Raw genomic sequence first — 18,268 nt, 5'->3', positions numbered from 1 at the left:
CCTTTTATGATTCTAGGAATTATTCCTGTTTTTATATTACACTTTTTTCCATCTTTTGTCAAGCATATGAAAAAATATTTATTCCATAAATACCCCTGACCCGGGTAACGGGAACCAGCCATATTCCCACTCCCGGGCCGGGGAACTTTGATCGGTGGCGGCTAACAACGCAGACTCAGTGGATCGCCATTCTTACTGTTCTAATTTTTTCGCTAAAATTTCATTTACCTTAGCAGGGTTTGCTTTTCCATGCATCTGTTTCATAATCCGGCCCACCAGGAAACCGGCCACCTTGGTTTTTCCGCTTCGGTATTCCTCCACCGTCTGTGGGTTTGACGCCAGGACTTCCTCCACCGTCCGTTCCAGGGCTTCGTCATCATTTACCATTAAAAGCTCCTTCTCTTTGACATACGATTCAGGTTCCACATCCTCCATAAATATCTTCTCAAAGACCTCTTTTGCGATTGTGGTGTTAATGATTCCCGCCTCCGTCATCCGGATGAGTTTTGAAAGATGCCCTGGAGAAAATGACAGCTGATCGGCCTCCACCGCATTTTCTTTCATCAATCGGCCAGTTTCGCCGATCAGCCAGTTGGCCGCTTTTTTCGGCAGACCGCAGAGAGCGGCCGTCTTTTCAAATATCTCCGCCATCTTCCTCGATTCTGTGATAATCCGGCTGTCATATTCCGATAATCCGTATTCCTCCTGGTAGCGCTTCATCTTTTCAGGCTGCAGTTCCGGAAGCGAACTTCTGATGCCCTCAAGCCATTCTTCGCTTATCACGACAGGAGGCAAATCCGGATCAGGGAAATATCGGTAATCTTTAGCGTCTTCCTTCGAACGCATTGCATAGGAATACTCCTTGTTGTCATCCCATCTGCGCGTCTCCTGGGATACGCTCTTTCCCTCTTCCAGAAGCTCAATCTGACGGTTTTTCTCCCCCTCGATGGCACGGGCAATCGCTTTAAAGGAGTTTAAGTTCTTCATTTCCGTTCTCGTTCCGAAGGTTTCACTTCCCGCTTCCCGTACCGACAGGTTGACGTCGGCTCTCATGGAGCCTTCCTGGAGCTTACAGTCCGAAGCGCCCAGATACTGGATTAAAAGACGCAGGCGATCCAGGTATGCGATAACCTCCTCCGCGTTTCTCATATCCGGCTCGGAGACTATTTCAATCAGCGGAACCCCGCTCCTGTTATAGTCCACCAGGGAACATTCTTCCCATTCATCATGAATCAGCTTTCCTGCGTCTTCCTCCATGTGGATTTCATGGATTCTGACTTCTTTCTCTCCCGAGGCCGTTTCAATCGTGAGACGGCCGTCGTGACAGATTGGCAGATAGAGCTGGGAAATCTGATAGTTCTGAGGATTGTCGGGATAAAAATAATTCTTCCGGTCAAATTTACAGCATCGGTTTATCTCACAGCCTGCGGCAAGGCCCACGGATATGGCCAGTTCCACAACCTTCCTATTTAAAACCGGCAGGGCCCCCGGCATTCCGGTGCAGACCGGACAGGTGTGGGTACCCGGCGCCGCGCCAAATGCGGTGGAACAGCCACAGAAAATTTTCGTCCTGGTGGCCAGTTCTACATGGACTTCCAGTCCGATGACGGTTTCATACTGTTTTTTCATCTATTTCCCCTCCTTGCCTGATTTTCCGCCGTAGAACGGAAGCGCCCACCCGCCTCTCGCCCGCTCGTAAGCATACGAGGCGCGGAAGAGTTTTTTCTCCTCAAAACAGCCTGCAATCATCTGAAGCCCAATGGGAAGGCCTTTCTCATCGAGCCCGCAGGGAACGCTGACAGCCGGCAGGCCGGCCAGATTGACTGAAACGGTGTAAATGTCTCCCAGATACATTTTCAGCGGATCACCCAGGCTCTCTCCAACGGCAGGCGCCGTGGACGGCGCTGCCGGGCCGAGTATCACGTCATATTTTTCAAACGCCCTGTCAAATGCCTGTTTAATTAATGACTTTGTCCGAAGGGCTTTCAGATAGTAGGCGTCATAGTAGCCGGAACTTAAGACAAAGGAACCGAGCATAATGCGGCGTTTCACCTCAGGTCCAAAACCCTCGGAACGGCTTTTCTTATACATTTCGTGAAGATCCTCATACTCTTTCGTCCTGTATCCGTATTTTACACCGTCAAACCGGGAGAGGTTGGAGCTGGCTTCCGCGGATGCAATGACATAGTAAGCCGGTATGGCATACTCCACCATGCCGAGACTGAAAAATTCCACCTCTGCGCCCTGGGCTTTTAACACTTTTGCACCGGAAAGAACTGCTTTCCTGACACTTTCGTCCAACCCCTCCCCCAGATAGTCCGAAGGAATTCCGATCCTCATTCCCTTCGCTTCACCGGTCAGCGCCTGCAGAAAATTGCAGTCTTTCCTCGGGATGGAAGTGCTGTCTTTTGTGTCGTGGGAGGCCAGAGCTTCCAGGACTGCCGCACAGTCGGCGGTGTCTTTCGCAACCGGACCAATCTGATCCAGGGACGAACCGTAAGCTATCAAGCCGTAACGCGAAACAGTCCCATAGGTCGGTTTCATTCCGGTCACTCCGCAGAAGGAACTCGGCTGCCTGATGGAACCGCCCGTGTCGGAACCCAGCGCATAAAATGTCTCACCCGCGGCAACCGCCGCACAGGAACCGCCTGACGAACCGCCCGGTACATGAGCTTCATTCCACGGATTCAGGGTCGGGCCGAACCATGAGGTTTCCGTCGTACTTCCCATGGCGAATTCATCCATATTCGTTTTACCAATGATTACGGCCCCCGCCCTCTCCAGGTTCCGGACCGCCTCCGCCGAATAGGGGGGCACGAAATTGTAAAGCATTCTGGAACCGCAGGTGGTTTTCATCCCCCCGGTACAGATATTGTCTTTCACCGCAACCGGAACACCGGCCAGCGGTCCCGTAAGCTCTCCGCTGTCTATGCGGGACTGTACGGCCTTTGCATCCTCCACCGCTTTCTCCTCGTTCAGGGATACAAAGGCGTGAATCGTATCCTCACATTTGTGAATCCTGGCAAAAGAAGCGGTTACCGCCTCCTTCACCGATATTTCTCTTTCTTTTATCTTTTTTCCCAGCTCAAGAGCCGTCAATTTCATAAGTTCCATCATTACCTCCTGGTCTGCGCCCGGAACAGCGTCTCCACCGCTCCGTTATTCCACTGTCCTTGGTACCTTATACTGGTTTTCTTTCCGTGAGGGCGCATTGGCAATCATCTCCTGCGACATATCCGTATTTGTCACCTCATCTTCCCGGAACACATTCCGGGTATCAAACAAATGGGTCATCGGAGCCGTTTCAGAGGTGTCCAGACCGTTTAACATATCAATATATTCGAGCATCCGGCCCATGTCTTCCCCGGCTTTTTTCTTCTCCTCCCCGGTGAGTTCAAGCTGCGCCAGAATTCCTACATACTCGATCATTTCATCATCAATTTTTACTGCCATGGTTTTCCTTCTTTCGGTTTTTGTGATAAATGGTTTTGCCCAGGTTACGCCTTCACTACGGGACAAGCCGGCTCATATCTCTAGGAAAGAGTGAAACCTCCCTCACGTTTTCCTCACCCAGAAGCTGCATCGTCATCCGTTCCAGGCCGATTCCCAGGCCGCCGTGGGGAGGCATGCCGTATTTGAAGGTATCCAGATAGCCGTCCATTCCTTCCACATCCATGCCCCGCCTCTCTATTTTTGCCATCAGTTCTTTGTAGTCGTGGATACGCTGGCCTCCCGTCGTCACCTCCAGCCCCCGGAATAAGAGGTCGAAGCTCTTTGTAAATCTGGTATCTTCGGGATCCTCCATCGCATAAAAGGGACGCTTTTTAGAGGGGTACTGTGTGATAAAAACAAAGTCGGCATTGTATTCTTCTTTGAAATAACGGCCGATCAGGTGTTCCTCCTCCGGTTCCAAATCGTATGGGTTCCTGATTTGCATTCCGTATTTTTCAGCCGCCAGCTCCTTGGCCCGTGTAAATGTTACGCACGGGATTTTGTCCGTCTCCGGCAGCCTGACTCTGAGAATTTCCAGTTCCCTGCTGTATTCCACTCTTAATAATTCCACCATATACTGCAGGAATCCCGTCTCCATTGCCATGATGTCCGCAACGTCGTCGATATACCCCATTTCAAAATCGAGTCCCGTATATTCGTTCAGATGGCGTTTCGTATTATGCTTTTCCGCCCGGAACACAGGTCCTATCTCCATGACGCGGTCAAAGACTCCGACCATCATCTGTTTGTAAAACTGAGGACTCTGGGCCAGCACGGCCGGGCGGTGGAAGTAGTCAAGTTTAAAGACGTTGGCTCCGCCCTCGGCTCCCCTGGCTCCGATCTTCGGGGAATGTATTTCCGTAAATCCCTGACCCTGGAGAAACTCCCTGAATGCCCTGGCAATCCCCTCTTCTATCTTGAACCTGGCCCGCTCCCTGATATTCCGGAGTGTAAGGGGCCTCATATCCAGCCTGGCCTCCAGAGAAGCTCCCATCTTCCATTTAGAAACCGCGATCGGCATCGGTTCCGTTGGTTTAGAGAGGATTTTTACGCTCCTTAACCGCAGTTCCATTCCGTGGGGCGCCCTTTCCTCCGTTTTCACAATCCCGGTCACTTCCACGAAGGTTTCTTCCCTTATCTGGGAAAAATCGGCCTCCGTGACTCCCTTTTCAAATACCGTCTGCAGAACGCCGTCCCGTTTTCTCAGAATGATAAAGGCAATGTCTCCCATATTCCTGATATTCATAACCGCGCCGTTTACTTTTACCTCCTGTCCCGCCTTCCCATCTGTCAAAAGACTCTTAAGCTCCAGAACTTTTTTTTCTTTCATTCCTGTTAAAAAATCCATCTTTCTCCCTCGCTTTCTTCTTTGTGCACCGATGTTCCGGGGAGATTAAGGGTCCAATGAATCAAAAAATCCCGGAACATCTTTCGACATTCCGGGACGGGATATTCCCGCGGTACCACCCGCATTTGAAAAGAAAAGCAGCGCTTCATCTTCTCACTCTCTTGTATGCTTAACGCGCATTCACGTGACGTCCTACTGACCTTTCGTACGTCCGGCTCCGGAGTGTTCCCTATTGTCTTACGCCCTCCTGACGCGGCTCTCAGCCGGTGACCACGTCTTTCTGTCGGATTCTTTAAAACAGAGTCTCCTTCACTGCCTTTTTTATGGTCCTCACTATAAACTATTTTTTCGGGAATGTAAAGGGTTTTTTGAAAATTCTTTTTGATGTTTTCTAAATTGAGGGGCAATTTGAGAGTGAAAAATGAGGACGCGTCTCTGCATTTCCAAAATTTTCACTGTCTTTTTTTATTAAGTTTTTTTTAAATGCGTTGACATCCCGTCATCTATGAATATAATTTACCTGTATAAATAAGCACTTTCTGTACTAGACTGACTACTGTATTATTAGACAGAAACCAAAAAACGGAGGAAAACATATGTGTGGAATTGTTGGCTACATCGGAGACGAACAGGCGGCTCCTATCCTGTTGAGCGGGCTCAGCAAGCTGGAATACCGGGGTTATGACTCGGCCGGAATTGCAGTTTATGACGGGACAGATATCAAGATGGAAAAGGTCACGGGGCGTCTTAAGCGTCTTAAAGATCTGACAAAAGAAGGAAGCACCCTCTCCGGAACAATCGGAATCGGACATACACGCTGGGCGACACATGGGAGTCCTTCCGATACCAATGCCCATCCCCACTTCAATAAAGATCGCTCGATCATTGTCGTACACAACGGTATTATTGAAAATTACAGCAAATTAAAACAGCGCCTTATCGGCAAGGGTTATGAATTCATCTCTGAAACCGATACCGAGGTTCTTGCACATCTGCTGGATTACTATTACAACCGCAACCATAACCCGCTTGAAGCGCTTACAAAGGTAATGCAGAAGGTGGAAGGTTCTTATGCCCTTGGTATCCTCTTTAAGGATTTCCCGGGTCAGGTTTTTTCCGCCAGAAAAGACAGCCCTCTGATCGTAGGACACAGCGAAAGCGGTAATTTTATCGCCTCCGACGTGCCCGCTATTCTTCAGTATACAAGGGAAGTTTTCTATATGGAGAATGAGGAGATTGCCGTCCTCTCCCGCGAGGGAATCAAGTTTTACAACGTGGACGAGGAACCGCTTCAGAAAACATGCACCCGCATCGACTGGGACGTAAACGCTGCGGAAAAAGGCGGTTATGAGCATTTCTTCCTGAAAGAAATCTATGAACAGCCAAAGGCTGTCCGCGACACCATCAGTCCGCGTATCCAGGACGGTGAGGTGGTGATCGAAGAGCTCGGCATGACGGATGAAGATATCCGCAGCATTAATAAAATCATGATCGTGGCCTGCGGCTCCGCCTACCATACCGGCGTCATGGCCAAATACGTATTCGAAGGGATTTCCAGGGTGCCGGTTGAGGTGGATCTGGCATCCGAGTACCGGTACCGCGATCCGATTTTCGACCGCAACACGCTTGTCATCATTGTGAGCCAGTCCGGTGAGACGGCCGACTCTCTCGCCGCCCTCAGGGAATCGAAGGCAAACGGCCAGAGGGTTCTGGGAATTGTCAACGTGGTAGGCAGCTCCATTGCCCGTGAGGCCGACAATGTCATGTATACCTGGGCCGGTCCGGAAATCTCCGTGGCAACGACAAAGGCATACAGCGCACAGCTCGTCTCCTTCTACCTGCTTGCCCTGAAATTCGGCAGGGTCCGCTCTACGCTGGCGGACAGCGACTACAGCCGGATGATTGAGGATCTGCAGAAGCTTCCTGAGATGATGGATGAAATCTTAAAAGACCGTCAGCAGATTCAGCGTTTTGCCAACCGTTACCTGGCCGCAGAGCACATTTTCTTCATCGGCCGCGGGGTGGACTATGCCATCTCAATGGAGGGTTCCCTGAAACTGAAAGAGATTTCCTATATCCACTCAGAGGCCTATGCAGCCGGTGAGCTCAAACACGGAACCATCTCGCTGATTGAAGAAGGCACGCTCGTCGTAGCTCTCGCAACCCAGGAAGCTCTCTATCCAAAGACCATCAGCAACGTTGTCGAGGTCAAGACAAGAGGCGCTTTTGTGATGGCGCTGACCAACGAAGATAATAAAGAAATCGAAAAGGTGTCTGATTTTACGGTTTATATCCCGAAGATTAACCGCTATTTCTCCGGTTCCCTTGCTATTATTCCGCTTCAGCTCTTCGCTTACTATGTTTCCCTGGGAAGGGGACTGGATGTGGATAAGCCAAGGAATCTGGCTAAATCTGTTACGGTTGAGTAAGGATTTCGTTTTTCAAAAATCCAAAAATATTTCAGGAAAATATTGACATTCGCATTTTTTTGTGTATACTACTGAATAAAGAAAAGCAAAGGCGCTTCGGTACAACCGAGGTGCCTTTTTTTTGTGAAATTTGCACTTTAACTGCGCGCTGTGCCGTATCTGAAAGGAGACATGATTTATGGAAAAGAACATCCCCGAGCTTTATGGAAGCCTTGTGTTTAACGACAAAATTATGAAAAACAAACTGCCGAGAGATGTTTACAGGGCTCTTCGTAACACAATTGAAACCGGCCGCCATCTGGAGCTTGATGTTGCCAACGCCGTTGCCGTCGCCATGAAGGAATGGGCCGTGGAAAACGGCGCCACCCACTTTACTCACTGGTTCCAGCCAATGACCGGGATTACCGCCGAAAAACACGACAGCTTTATAAGCCCTCTTAGCAATGACGATGTGATTATGGATTTCTCCGGCAGGGAACTGATCAAGGGGGAACCGGATGCCTCCAGTTTTCCTTCCGGCGGCCTGCGCGCCACTTTTGAGGCCAGAGGCTATACGGCCTGGGATCCTACCTCTCCGGCGTTTATAAAAGACGGTACCCTCTGCATTCCCACAGCGTTCTGCTCATACAGCGGAGAAGCTCTCGATAAAAAAACACCTCTGCTGCGTTCCATGGAAGCAGTCAACAAAGAAGCGCTCCGCGTGCTGAAGCTCTTCGGCGATGATGACGTTGCCCGTGTCTACTCCACAGTCGGTCCTGAACAGGAATATTTTCTCGTAGATAAAGAACTGTATAATAAGCGCAGCGACCTGAAGTTCTGCGGCAGAACCCTGTTTGGCGCCCCCGCGCCAAAGGGTCAGGAAATGGATGACCACTATTTCGGCTCACTTCGTCCCCGCGTTCTTGCCTTCATGAAGGAACTGGATGAAGAACTCTGGAAATTCGGCATTCCTGCTAAGACCAGACATAATGAGGTGGCTCCGTCACAGCACGAACTGGCTGTTGTGTACACGACCAGCAATCTGGCCGCGGACAATAACCAGCTTACCATGGAAGTGATGAAGCGCACGGCTGAAAAGCACGGCCTTGTCTGCCTTCTTCATGAAAAACCCTATGAAGGCATCAACGGAAGCGGCAAACATAACAACTGGTCGCTCTCCACGAACACGGGGATCAATCTCCTGGATCCCGATAAAGAGCCTGCTAAAAATCTCCGTTTCATGCTCTTTCTGGCCGCAACCGTGAAGGCGGTGGATGTATACGGCGATTTGCTGCGCGTCTCGGTCGCAACGGCGGGCAATGATCACCGCCTGGGGGGCAATGAAGCGCCGCCCGCCATCGTCTCCATGTTCATCGGCGACGACCTTGCCGCCGTCCTCGACATTGTCGAGAATGACGCAGAACCCGAAGCGCGGGAAGAGATTTCAATGAATGCGGGTGCGAAAGTCCTTCCGCATTTTGTCAAAGACACGACGGACCGCAACAGGACTTCCCCCTTTGCCTTTACCGGTAACAAATTTGAATTCCGTATGCCCGGCTCCTCCCTCCCGGTATCCGGCCCGAATGTGGTTCTCAATACTGCCGTTGCCGAGGTTCTTGGAGAATTTGCGGATCACCTGGAGAAGGTACCAACGGAAAAACTGCCCGAGGAAATCCACACTCTGTTAAAAGCGGTGATACGCCGGCATAAACGCATTATTTTCAACGGAAACGGCTACTCGGAGGCCTGGGTGAATGAGGCGGAAAAGAGGGGACTCTTCAATCTTCCAACCTGCGCAGAGGCTTTTCCCTGCTTAATAGCGGAAAAGAACATCGAGCTGTTTACAAAGCACCATGTCTTCACCCGGGAAGAAATCTTCTCCCGCTATGAAATTATGCAGGAGAACTATATAAAAACGATTATCATTGAAGCCAAAACAATGCACTCCATGATGAACAAAACCTTCCTCCCCTCCCTGCTCTCCTACATAAAAGAACTGGCCGAAACCGAAGTAAAAATGAAAAAAGCCCTGCCGTCGGCTTCCGTCTCCGCAATGGAAAAACGTTTGGACGGACTTTCCGCTCTGTATACCGCCATCTCGGAAAGGACGGATGAATTAAAAACCGCATGTTCCGGTATGGACGGTTTGGAAGACGGCATGGAAAAGGTAAAGTACTGCCGCTACACCGTACTTGCCAAAATGAATGAACTCCGAACATATGCAGATGAGGCGGAGGCCATGATACCCGATGAATTTCTTACTTATCCGTCCTATGACAAACTGCTTTTTTCAATATAAAAAATAAATTTAAGGAGGAGAGCTGAGATGCAGCCATCTGAACAAACTACGGGACTAAGGGAAGAATGCGGTGTTTTTGGAGTGTTTGATACAGGCGGTTCCAACGTCTCCGGGGATATTTTCTACGGTCTCTGCGCCCTTCAGCACCGGGGACAGGAATCCTGCGGAATCGCGGTCGGCAACACCAACGGGCCAAAGGCTCCGGCCCTGTGTCATAAGGGTCTGGGCCTTGTGCAGGAAGTGTTTACGCCAGACACACTGGCCCGCCTCACCGGAAATATCGGCATCGGCCATGTCCGTTACGCCACGACCGGCGCAGCCACTTTGGAAAATGCGCAGCCGCTTGTTTTAAATTACATCAAGGGAAGTCTCACGGTGGCGCATAACGGCAATCTCGTCAACGCCTCCGAACTGAAACGGGAACTTGAAAATACGGGAGCCGTATTTCAGACGACGATCGACTCCGAGGCCATCGCCCTGCACATTGCCAGGGAACGCCTTCATACCCCCACCGTGGAGGAAGCCATCAAGCGGACTGCGGCCAGAATAAAAGGGGCTTACGGCCTTGTTATCGCCAGTCCCAGAAAACTGATCGGTGTCCGGGATCCCTACGGTCTGAAACCGCTCTGTCTCGGCAGGATGAACAATGCATGGCTCATTGCTTCGGAAAGCTGCGCCATAGAGGCAGCCGGAGGTGAATTTATCCGCGATATTGCCCCGGGAGAGATTGTCACCATTACAAAAGACGGCCTTCACTCCGACATGGGGCTGCGGCAGGCTGAAAACGCGCACTGCATCTTTGAATATATTTATTTTGCCAGACTGGACAGCCAGCTGGATCGTGTAAGCGTATACGAAGCCCGACTGCACGGCGGAGCCATTCTGGCCCGTTCCAGTTCTGTTTCTGCCGATCTGGTGGCTGGCGTCCCCGACTCCGGCCTTACAGCGGCTATGGGGTATTCCAGAGCATCAGGCATCCCTTTTGAGCTCATCTTCCATAAAAACAGTTATGTTGGAAGAACTTTTATCAAATCCAGCCAGAAGGAACGTTAAAACAGCGTGAAGATCAAACTCAGCGTGCTGGCTCCCGCCGTGAAAGGGAAACGAATCGTGCTGGTGGATGATTCCATCGTGCGCGGCACCACAATTAAAAATCTGATTCACATGCTCAAGGAGGCAGGAGCCCTGGAGGTCCATGTGAGAATCTCCTCTCCGCCGTTTCTGTATCCCTGCTACTTTGGAACCGACGTTCCCTCCAACAGCCAGCTGATTGCCAGCAGCCATTCCACGGAGGAAATCCGCCGGTCCATAGGCGCAGACTCCCTGGCTTACATGCCCGCAGAACAGCTTCCGGAGATGGCCGGCGGCCTTCCGCTCTGCACGGCCTGCTTTACGGGGCATTATCCGATGGAAGTCCCCGGCACGGATATTAAAAATGCACTGGAATAATTTAATAGTCTGAACACTGATACTAAAAAAAGAATTCACTGAATAAGGAACGGCCGTAATAAACAAGAGAAAAATGATGCCCTGAATTCATGCATCTGCAAATTCAGGGCACCAAAAAAGGAATCGGCTGCACCCTCACCCATGCCGGTTCCTTTTTTGCATAAACAATTCATGTAAAATGAATTTTCCAGTCAATATTATTTTGTCTCTGTTTTCAAAGTCTTAAGTTCATCAAATACGACATCATTCAATACTTTGATGTAAGTGCCTTTCATACCGGAAGAACGTGATTCAATAACACCGGCGCTCTCGAATTTGCGCAGTGCATTGACAATGACAGAACGGGTGATACCAACTCTGTCTGCAATCTTGCTGGCAACCAGGATACCCTCATTGCCTTCCAGTTCGTCGAAAATGTGTGTGATTGCTTCCAGTTCTGAAAATGATAATGTGCTGATAGCAGACTTTACAATCTGAATCTTTCTGGTCTCTTCTGCATTCTCCTCATTCACGGAGCGCATCATCTCAAGTCCTACTACCGCGGTGCCGTATTCGCTCAGAATAATGTCGTCAATATCATAATTTGCATCTGCTTTGTAGATAAACAGCGTCCCCAGACGCTCGCCGGAAATGTCGATTGGTGTTATGATAGCCTGATACTTTTTGACATTTTCCTCTGCAAAGCCCAGCGTCGCAAGATTGACATTTTCTTTGGTAGATAAAACGCTCAGAAGACGTTCATTCAGCATGCGGTCAATATAACCGCCTACCTGGTCTTCGATCAGTTCCTCTATCTCATCAATTCCGGGACATATCGCAACCCCCAGCACTTTTCCCTTCTTGCTTATTACAAGAATGTTTGACTGCAGAATTTCGCCGAGCACTTCACAGATGTCATTAAAGACAACTTTGTGAGAATGATTGTTATGCAATAATTTGTTGATTTTTCTTGTTTTGTCCAACAACTGAACACTCATTACCAGTTACCTCCTTTGCTTAATCTTTGTATCGTTAGAAATTATTGCTATCATGTACAAATTTTAACACGATTTCAGATTAATAACAAGAGTTTTTCTGGTTTTTTAAATTTTTTTAATAATTAGGGACGCTCATTAAGCGTTTTGACAAATCCACAGGCCTCATTTGTACAGAGAAGCTTGCTTCCTTTCTCCACCATCATGCCGCCGCACTCCGGACATTTCTCCATGGACGGCTTCTGCCAGGACATGAAATCACAGTCGGGATTATCCTCACATCCATAGTATTTACGGCCTTTCTTGGTCTTTCGGATTACAACTTCCTTGCCGCATTTCGGACACTTTACACCAATTTTTTCAAGATACGGTTTTGTGTTCTTGCAGTCCGGGAATCCCGGACAGGCCAGGAATTTGCCGTGGGGACCGTATTTGATAACAAGGTTCCTGCCACAGAGTTCACAGATTTCTTCCGTTACTTCATCGGCAATTTTGACAGTATCGAGTTTTACGTCCGCTTCTTTCACCGCTTCGGCCAGATCCGGATAAAAATTCTCTACAACCGTCTTCCACGGCATATTTCCATCACCGATACTGTCGAGCAGGTATTCCATGTTCGCCGTAAAGGCGGTATCCACGATGGTTGGGAACGCCTTTTTCATCATTCCGTTCACGACCTCGCCAAGCTCCGTGACATACAGGTTTTTATTCTCCTTCGCCACATAGCGTCTCGCAATAATTGTCGTAATCGTCGGAGCATAGGTACTGGGACGCCCAATTCCCTGCTCTTCCAGCGCTTTGACGAGGGATGCCTCCGTATAGTGCGCCGGCGGCTGTGTGAAATGCTGGCTGCTGTCGAGATCCACAAGTTCCAGGCTCATTCCCTTCTCAAGCTTCTCCGTCAGGGCGTTGCTCTCCTCTTTATCTTCTTCCTGTATATAAACGGACATAAAGCCGTCGAATTTCACTTTGGACGCTGCCAGCGTAAAGATATGCTCTCCCGCCGCCACCCTGACCGATGTCGTCTCGTATACGGCCGGTTTCATACGGCTCGCGGTAAAACGTTTCCAGATGAGCTGATACAGGCGGAATAAATCCCTGGAAAGGGATTCCTTGACAAGAACAGGCGTCATCGCAATGTCGGTGGGCCTGATTGCCTCGTGCGCATCCTGAATCTTGGCGTCCGTCTTCTTCGCCGTCGTCTCCTCGGACACATACTGGCCGCCATACTGGGCTTTGATATACTCCCTTGCAGCCATATCCGCTTCCGCCGCGATACGCGTGGAATCGGTACGCAGGTAAGTAATGAGACCTACCGTGCCGTGACCCTTGACGTCCACTCCCTCATAGAGCTGCTGCGCCAGACGCATGGTTTTCTGTGTGGAAAAATTGAGCGCCTTTGACGCTTCCTGCTGCAGGGTACTGGTGGTAAACGGAATCGGAGCTTTCTTCACGCGCTCTCCCAATTTCACTTCACTGACTTCATACGGCTTGCCTTCCAGTTCGGCCAGAATCTGATCCAGCTCTTCCTTGTTGCCGATCGTCTTCTTTCCGCTGCCGCTGCCGTAATACTTGGCCGTCAGTTTCTTCTTGGAGCCGGGAACCTTCAGCTCGGCTTCCAGGTTCCAGTATTCCTCGGGAATAAATGAATTGATCTCATCCTCCCGGTCGCATATCATCCTGAGTGCCACGGACTGGACACGTCCGGCGCTCAGTCCTCTCTTGACCTTGGCCCAGAGAATCGGGCTGATCATATAGCCCACCATACGGTCCAGAACTCGTCTGGTCTGCTGCGCATCCACCAGATTCATATCTATCTCACGGGGCTCCTTGAGGGATGCCTTTACCGCATTCTTTGTAATCTCATTGAAGCTGATGCGGTACACTTTTTTATCTTTCAGCTCATCTAATTTCAGCGCCTTTACCAGATGCCAGGAAATCGCTTCCCCCTCACGGTCAGGGTCAGTCGCCAGATAAATCTTATCGGCTTTTTTCACTTCTTTGCGGAGCTTTGCCAGTATATCCCCCTTACCTCTGATGGTAATATACTTCGGTTCATAATCATTCTCCACATCTATTCCCAGTGTGCTCTTTGGAAGATCTCTTACATGTCCTCCCGATGCGTCCACTTCATAATTTGTTCCCAGGAACTTTTTAATTGTCTTCACCTTTGCCGGTGACTCCACAATTACCAGACTCTTTGACATAACAAAACTCCTACTCCAATTTTCTTACATAGTATTGATTGACAGGCTGCAAAATAAATCCGTCCAGTTCTAGTTTTAAGAGCGCCGCCATGCATTCCCCTGTCGGCAGTTTGCTCATTCTAATCAGTTCTTCTACATGTTTTGGTTGTGAATCTAAGCAACTATACACCATTTTTTCCGTCTTGGCAAGCGTCTTTATTGATCTTTTCACGAGTTTTAGGGATTTTTTACAATCTATTCTGAGAAAATCAAGGATATCTTCCGGAGATTGTAAGAGCGCCGCACCCTGTTTTATAAGTCCGTTGCAGCCTTCGCTCAGAAGGTCGTTCACCCGCCCGGGGACGGCAAATACTTCCTTTCCCTGCTCCAGGGCCTGATCCGCCGTAATCAGGGAACCACTCTTTTTTCTGGCTTCCACGACAATGACGGCGTCCGAAAGACCGCTGATGATCCTGTTACGCGCAGGAAAATGGCCAGCTGTTGGTTTTTCCCCCGGGCCGTATTCGGAAAGCACCCCTCCCGTTTCCAAAATGACATGATAAAGGCTCAGATTCTCTCTTGGGTAACAATAGTCAACTCCGCTTCCCAGAACAGCGTACGAAGCCCCCTGTGCATTTACAGTGCCTCTGTGAGCCGCTCCGTCTATACCCCGGGCCAGGCCGCTTATGGTCTGTATCCCGTTTTCGGCCAGTACCCTGCACAGATATTCCGCCACCTGACGCCCGTAAGAGGTACAGCTTCTGGCTCCCACGACAGCCACGGTGGGCTGGTGTTCATCCGGAAGCCTTCCTTTTACAAAAAGCCACATCGGCATGTCATAGATATTCTCAAGGCGGTGCGGATATTCCGGTTCTCCGGCCATAATAAAGCGGATCTCTTTTCCGGCAAGCTCTCCGTACTCGATTTGCCTCTGTTCCAGGCACAACTTCCCATTTTCTATCCGTTTGGCATCGTCTCCCTTCAGAAACGGAAGCTGTTCCAGATCCTGTTTCTTCATATAATATATTGCTTCAAAACTCCCGGTATATTCCAAAAGTTTTTTTGACTTGACCGCGCCAATGCCGTCTATCCGGCTGAGCCAGTAGAGATAAAGCTTTTCCTTCTCCATGTTCTTCTCTTCCGCCCTCTTTTCCATCCCTTCTTCCGTCCTTTCTTTATTCATTCCGCTGCCTGTCGTCCATATCCCTGCCTTCCCGGTCCCGGCCGGATTTGGAAACCGGACTAAAATTTAAATCCCCAGTATTTTTTCTCAAAGCTCCTGAAGGAAACCGCCTCACTGAGATGTTCCCTGGTGATTTGTTTCTTCTCATCTAAATCTGCCAGTGTTCTGGCCGTTTTAAGAATTTTTTCATAAGCCCTCGCACTCAGGCCGTACGTCCTGTATATCTCCCCGAGGAAACGCTCGTCCGCTTTCTTAAGGCCGCAGTACCGTTCGGTCTGACGCCTTTCCATCTGACTGTTGAAGCGGCAGTTCTCGTTCTTAAACCGTTCCTCCTGTATCATTCTGGCCGTCATGACCCGCTCCCTCATAACGGCAGAGCTTTCCCCCTTCTTCCTGGAACCGGGAAATTCCTGCGGCTGCCTCGGCACCTCCACGCCGATGTCAATCCGATCCAGGAACGGCCCCGATATCCGGCTCAGATAACGTCTTATCTGCGGTTCCGTGCAGGTACAGCGGCCGACATCGGGATAAAACCCGCATTTGCACGGATTCATCGCCGCGGCTATCATTGTATCCGCCGGGAATTCCACCGAACCGGTCATCCTCGATACGGTGATTTTCCGTTCCTCCATCGGCTGGCGGAGCAAATCCAACAACGCGGGCGTAAATTCCGGCAGTTCGTCGAGAAACAGGATTCCATGGGTGGCCAGGGACACCTCTCCCGGCCGCGGGTTTCTCCCTCCCCCGGCCAGCGCCTGGGCCGTAATGCTGTGGTGCGGGCTTCTAAAAGGCCTTGTCCTGATGAGAGGCTGTTCCTTTTTCAGCATCCCGCAGATACTGTATATTTTGGAAACCTCTATGCTCTCTTCCATCGAAATGGGAGGCATAATAGTAGGAAGTCTCCGGGCCGCCATCGTCTTTCCCGTTCCGGCAGGTCCGATCAACAGAATATTATGCCTGCCTGCGGCCGCGGCCTGGCACGCCCGTCTGACCATGGTAAGGCCGGCCAGCTCCTCATAATCCACCGGGTATGAGATACTGTTCATCTCCCGGAACAGGGATTCGTCAAAAAAGCGGCTGCAGGGCGGAACCGTACCGCTCAGAATTCCAGCAAGCTGCCTTAAATTTCCGACCCCCACAATCTCCACCCCCTTTACGGCAGTCCCCTCCGATACATTCTCCTCCGGGACAAAAAAGCGGCGGATTTCCAGCTTGGAGGCGGCGAATACACGGGAAAGAACGCCTCTCACCGGTTTAATACAGCCGTCCAGTCCCAGCTCACCGATCAAAGCCGCCTGCTCAAGCCCTTCCTGCGGCACTTCGCCGAGACTGCAGAGCACCGCAGCCGCAATCGCCAAATCATAGGCAGTCCCCTCCTTTCTGATATCACCGGGTGACAGATTGACCACCACCTTTTTCGGCGGCAGATAAAAACCGGAATTTTTGAGCGCCATCCTCACCCGATCCTGCGCCTCCTTGACGGCCTCCGAAAGATAACCGACCATAATAAATCCAGGAAGGCCGTCACTGACGTCGGCCTCCACCGTGACGGGGAACCCCTCTACGCCATGAATTCCCAGACTGTTAATTTTACTGAACACGAAAAGACCTCCTTAAATGAAATAATAGAAATCATGAAATCGATAGAAATATAGAAAGGATTAAGAATGCGCTGTTGGAATTTATATTGGAAATATTTGAGATAATTTGAACTTCTGATAGTTTGAATCATAGAATAGGGGAACCTTGATAAGGTTCCAGCGAATTGAAATAAAACTTCGTATGCCGTATTTTATCATATCCCAATGATGGGTGCAAGAGTATAGAGGAAAAATATCAGAATTTAGTTTCGATGCGGGACCGAAGACTCATACAACAGTCCCGTCGGAAACTACACAAATTCCTCTGATACTGGTTTCTCAGCTTCTTTTCAAAATCCAGGACGCAATATCTTCGTAAACCTCGTCCCTGTTTAACTCATTGAGCAGCTCATGGCGGGCCTGCGGATACAGTTTCATTGTGACGTCCTTCAGTCCCAGGCCGCAGAATTCCCTGTAAACCTTCCTGACGCCCTTCCCCCGGTCACCCACGGGGTCCAGTTCTCCCGACAAGAGCAGGACGGGAAGTGTTTTCGGAATCTGTTCAAACTGCTTTTTCCGGTTCAAGTCCTCCATTATGCGGAAAAAATCTTCATAGGCTCCGTTGGAGAAGATAAAACGGCAGTCCGGGTCGTCCTCAAATTTCCGGTCTTCACTGATATCTCTGGAAAGCCAGTCGTGCTTTGTCTCCCCCGGCTCAAACGGCCGGTTGTAACTGCCCAGCACAAGACTGTGGAGCGTCTCGTTGTGATAATCACGCCCCTCTCTCTTTATGGCATACCGTACCGCCTTCATGCCGATTTTCAGGACCAGTCCGGACTTGCTTCCCGTGCCCATGATGACGGCCCCTGCCACATTGCCGCCGTGCTGTGTCAGATACCGCCTGACAAAAAAGGAACCCATACTGTGTCCATGGATAAAATGGGGAAGATGCGGGAATTGGCGTTCCACATAATCCGATACCCGCTTGATATCCTCCAGTACAAAGCCGGCTCCATTTTCATCGGCAAATGTTCCCAGCATGCCGGGACGCGCCGTCTTTCCATGGCCCAGATGATCGTGGCCAATCACAGCAATTCCTTTTTCATTCATAGCCCCGGCAAATCCGGCATACCGTCCGATATGTTCCAGCATCCCATGGTTGAGCTGGAGCGTCGCTTTCGCCTCTCCGCATGGTACCCATTGGACGCCGTGAATTCTCGACGCCCCATCGCTGGATGGAATATAAAAGTCAAACCGGCTGTTCATCTCTCCACCTCTTCGTCTGTATTATTCTTTCTCTGTTCACATAACCAATCCGGGCAGAAGTTGTCCACGTCCCGCCGCCGTCC

Annotated in this window: 11 protein-coding genes and 1 pseudogene; 3 read left to right on the top strand and 9 right to left on the bottom strand. The window is 50.1% G+C overall.

Annotation, left to right across the window (positions count from 1 at the left end; translation table 11 throughout):
- Positions 1-192: 192 nt before the first annotated feature.
- The 4 genes from gatB to aspS are packed head-to-tail and all read right to left on the bottom strand — an operon-like array spanning position 193 to position 4,840.
- On the bottom strand, positions 193-1,629 hold the full coding sequence (gene gatB / locus V3C10_11785) for an Asp-tRNA(Asn)/Glu-tRNA(Gln) amidotransferase subunit GatB (protein ID WVP64452.1): 1,437 nt from the start codon (positions 1,627-1,629) through the stop codon (positions 193-195).
- The gene (gene gatA, locus V3C10_11780; GenBank protein ID WVP64612.1) at positions 1,630-3,114 is read right to left on the bottom strand and encodes an Asp-tRNA(Asn)/Glu-tRNA(Gln) amidotransferase subunit GatA; all 1,485 of its coding nucleotides are present in this window, start codon (positions 3,112-3,114) and stop codon (positions 1,630-1,632) included.
- Positions 3,115-3,159: 45 nt separating this feature from the next.
- Complete coding sequence (gatC, locus tag V3C10_11775) at positions 3,160-3,453, bottom strand: Asp-tRNA(Asn)/Glu-tRNA(Gln) amidotransferase subunit GatC (protein ID WVP64451.1); 294 nt, start codon at positions 3,451-3,453, stop codon at positions 3,160-3,162.
- A 55-nt stretch (positions 3,454-3,508) separates the two neighbouring features.
- Positions 3,509-4,840 carry an aspartate--tRNA(Asn) ligase gene (aspS, locus tag V3C10_11770; GenBank protein ID WVP64450.1) on the bottom strand — a complete coding sequence of 444 codons (1,332 nt, stop codon included), beginning with the start codon at positions 4,838-4,840 and terminating at the stop codon, positions 3,509-3,511.
- A gap of 596 nt (positions 4,841-5,436) precedes the next feature.
- Here aspS and glmS point away from each other — a divergent pair.
- The 3 genes and pseudogenes from glmS to purF all read left to right on the top strand — a co-directional run bounded on the left by glmS (position 5,437) and on the right by purF (position 10,996).
- Positions 5,437-7,269 (top strand): glutamine--fructose-6-phosphate transaminase (isomerizing), encoded by a 1,833-nt coding sequence (glmS, locus tag V3C10_11765; GenBank protein ID WVP64449.1) that lies wholly within the window; start codon positions 5,437-5,439, stop codon positions 7,267-7,269.
- Positions 7,270-7,447: 178 nt separating this feature from the next.
- Positions 7,448-9,547, top strand: coding sequence for a glutamine synthetase III (locus V3C10_11760; GenBank protein WVP64448.1), 2,100 nt, complete (start codon positions 7,448-7,450; stop codon positions 9,545-9,547).
- Positions 9,548-9,574: 27 nt separating this feature from the next.
- Positions 9,575-10,996: pseudogene (gene purF / locus V3C10_11755) on the top strand (amidophosphoribosyltransferase).
- A gap of 197 nt (positions 10,997-11,193) precedes the next feature.
- Here the strand turns inward: purF and codY are convergent.
- The 5 genes from codY to V3C10_11730 form a co-directional block, all read right to left on the bottom strand.
- Complete coding sequence (gene codY / locus V3C10_11750; GenBank protein ID WVP64447.1) at positions 11,194-11,973, bottom strand: GTP-sensing pleiotropic transcriptional regulator CodY; 780 nt, start codon at positions 11,971-11,973, stop codon at positions 11,194-11,196.
- Positions 11,974-12,095: 122 nt separating this feature from the next.
- Positions 12,096-14,177, bottom strand: coding sequence for a type I DNA topoisomerase (topA, locus tag V3C10_11745; GenBank protein WVP64446.1), 2,082 nt, complete (start codon positions 14,175-14,177; stop codon positions 12,096-12,098).
- A 10-nt stretch (positions 14,178-14,187) separates the two neighbouring features.
- Positions 14,188-15,339, bottom strand: coding sequence for a DNA-processing protein DprA (gene dprA / locus V3C10_11740; GenBank protein ID WVP64445.1), 1,152 nt, complete (start codon positions 15,337-15,339; stop codon positions 14,188-14,190).
- A 59-nt stretch (positions 15,340-15,398) separates the two neighbouring features.
- Positions 15,399-16,940 carry a YifB family Mg chelatase-like AAA ATPase gene (locus V3C10_11735; GenBank protein ID WVP64444.1) on the bottom strand — a complete coding sequence of 514 codons (1,542 nt, stop codon included), beginning with the start codon at positions 16,938-16,940 and terminating at the stop codon, positions 15,399-15,401.
- 318 nt (positions 16,941-17,258) lie between these two features.
- Complete coding sequence (locus V3C10_11730; GenBank protein ID WVP64443.1) at positions 17,259-18,185, bottom strand: alpha/beta fold hydrolase; 927 nt, start codon at positions 18,183-18,185, stop codon at positions 17,259-17,261.
- Between the last annotated feature and the right edge of the window lie 83 nt (positions 18,186-18,268).

Origin of the sequence: [Clostridium] symbiosum (genome assembly GCA_036419695.1) — a bacterium.
Taxonomy (GTDB): Bacteria; Bacillota; Clostridia; order Lachnospirales; family Lachnospiraceae; genus Otoolea; species Otoolea symbiosa_A.
The sequence above is the reverse complement of the archived record's forward strand: the minus strand, read 5'-3'. Positions and strand labels throughout refer to the sequence as shown.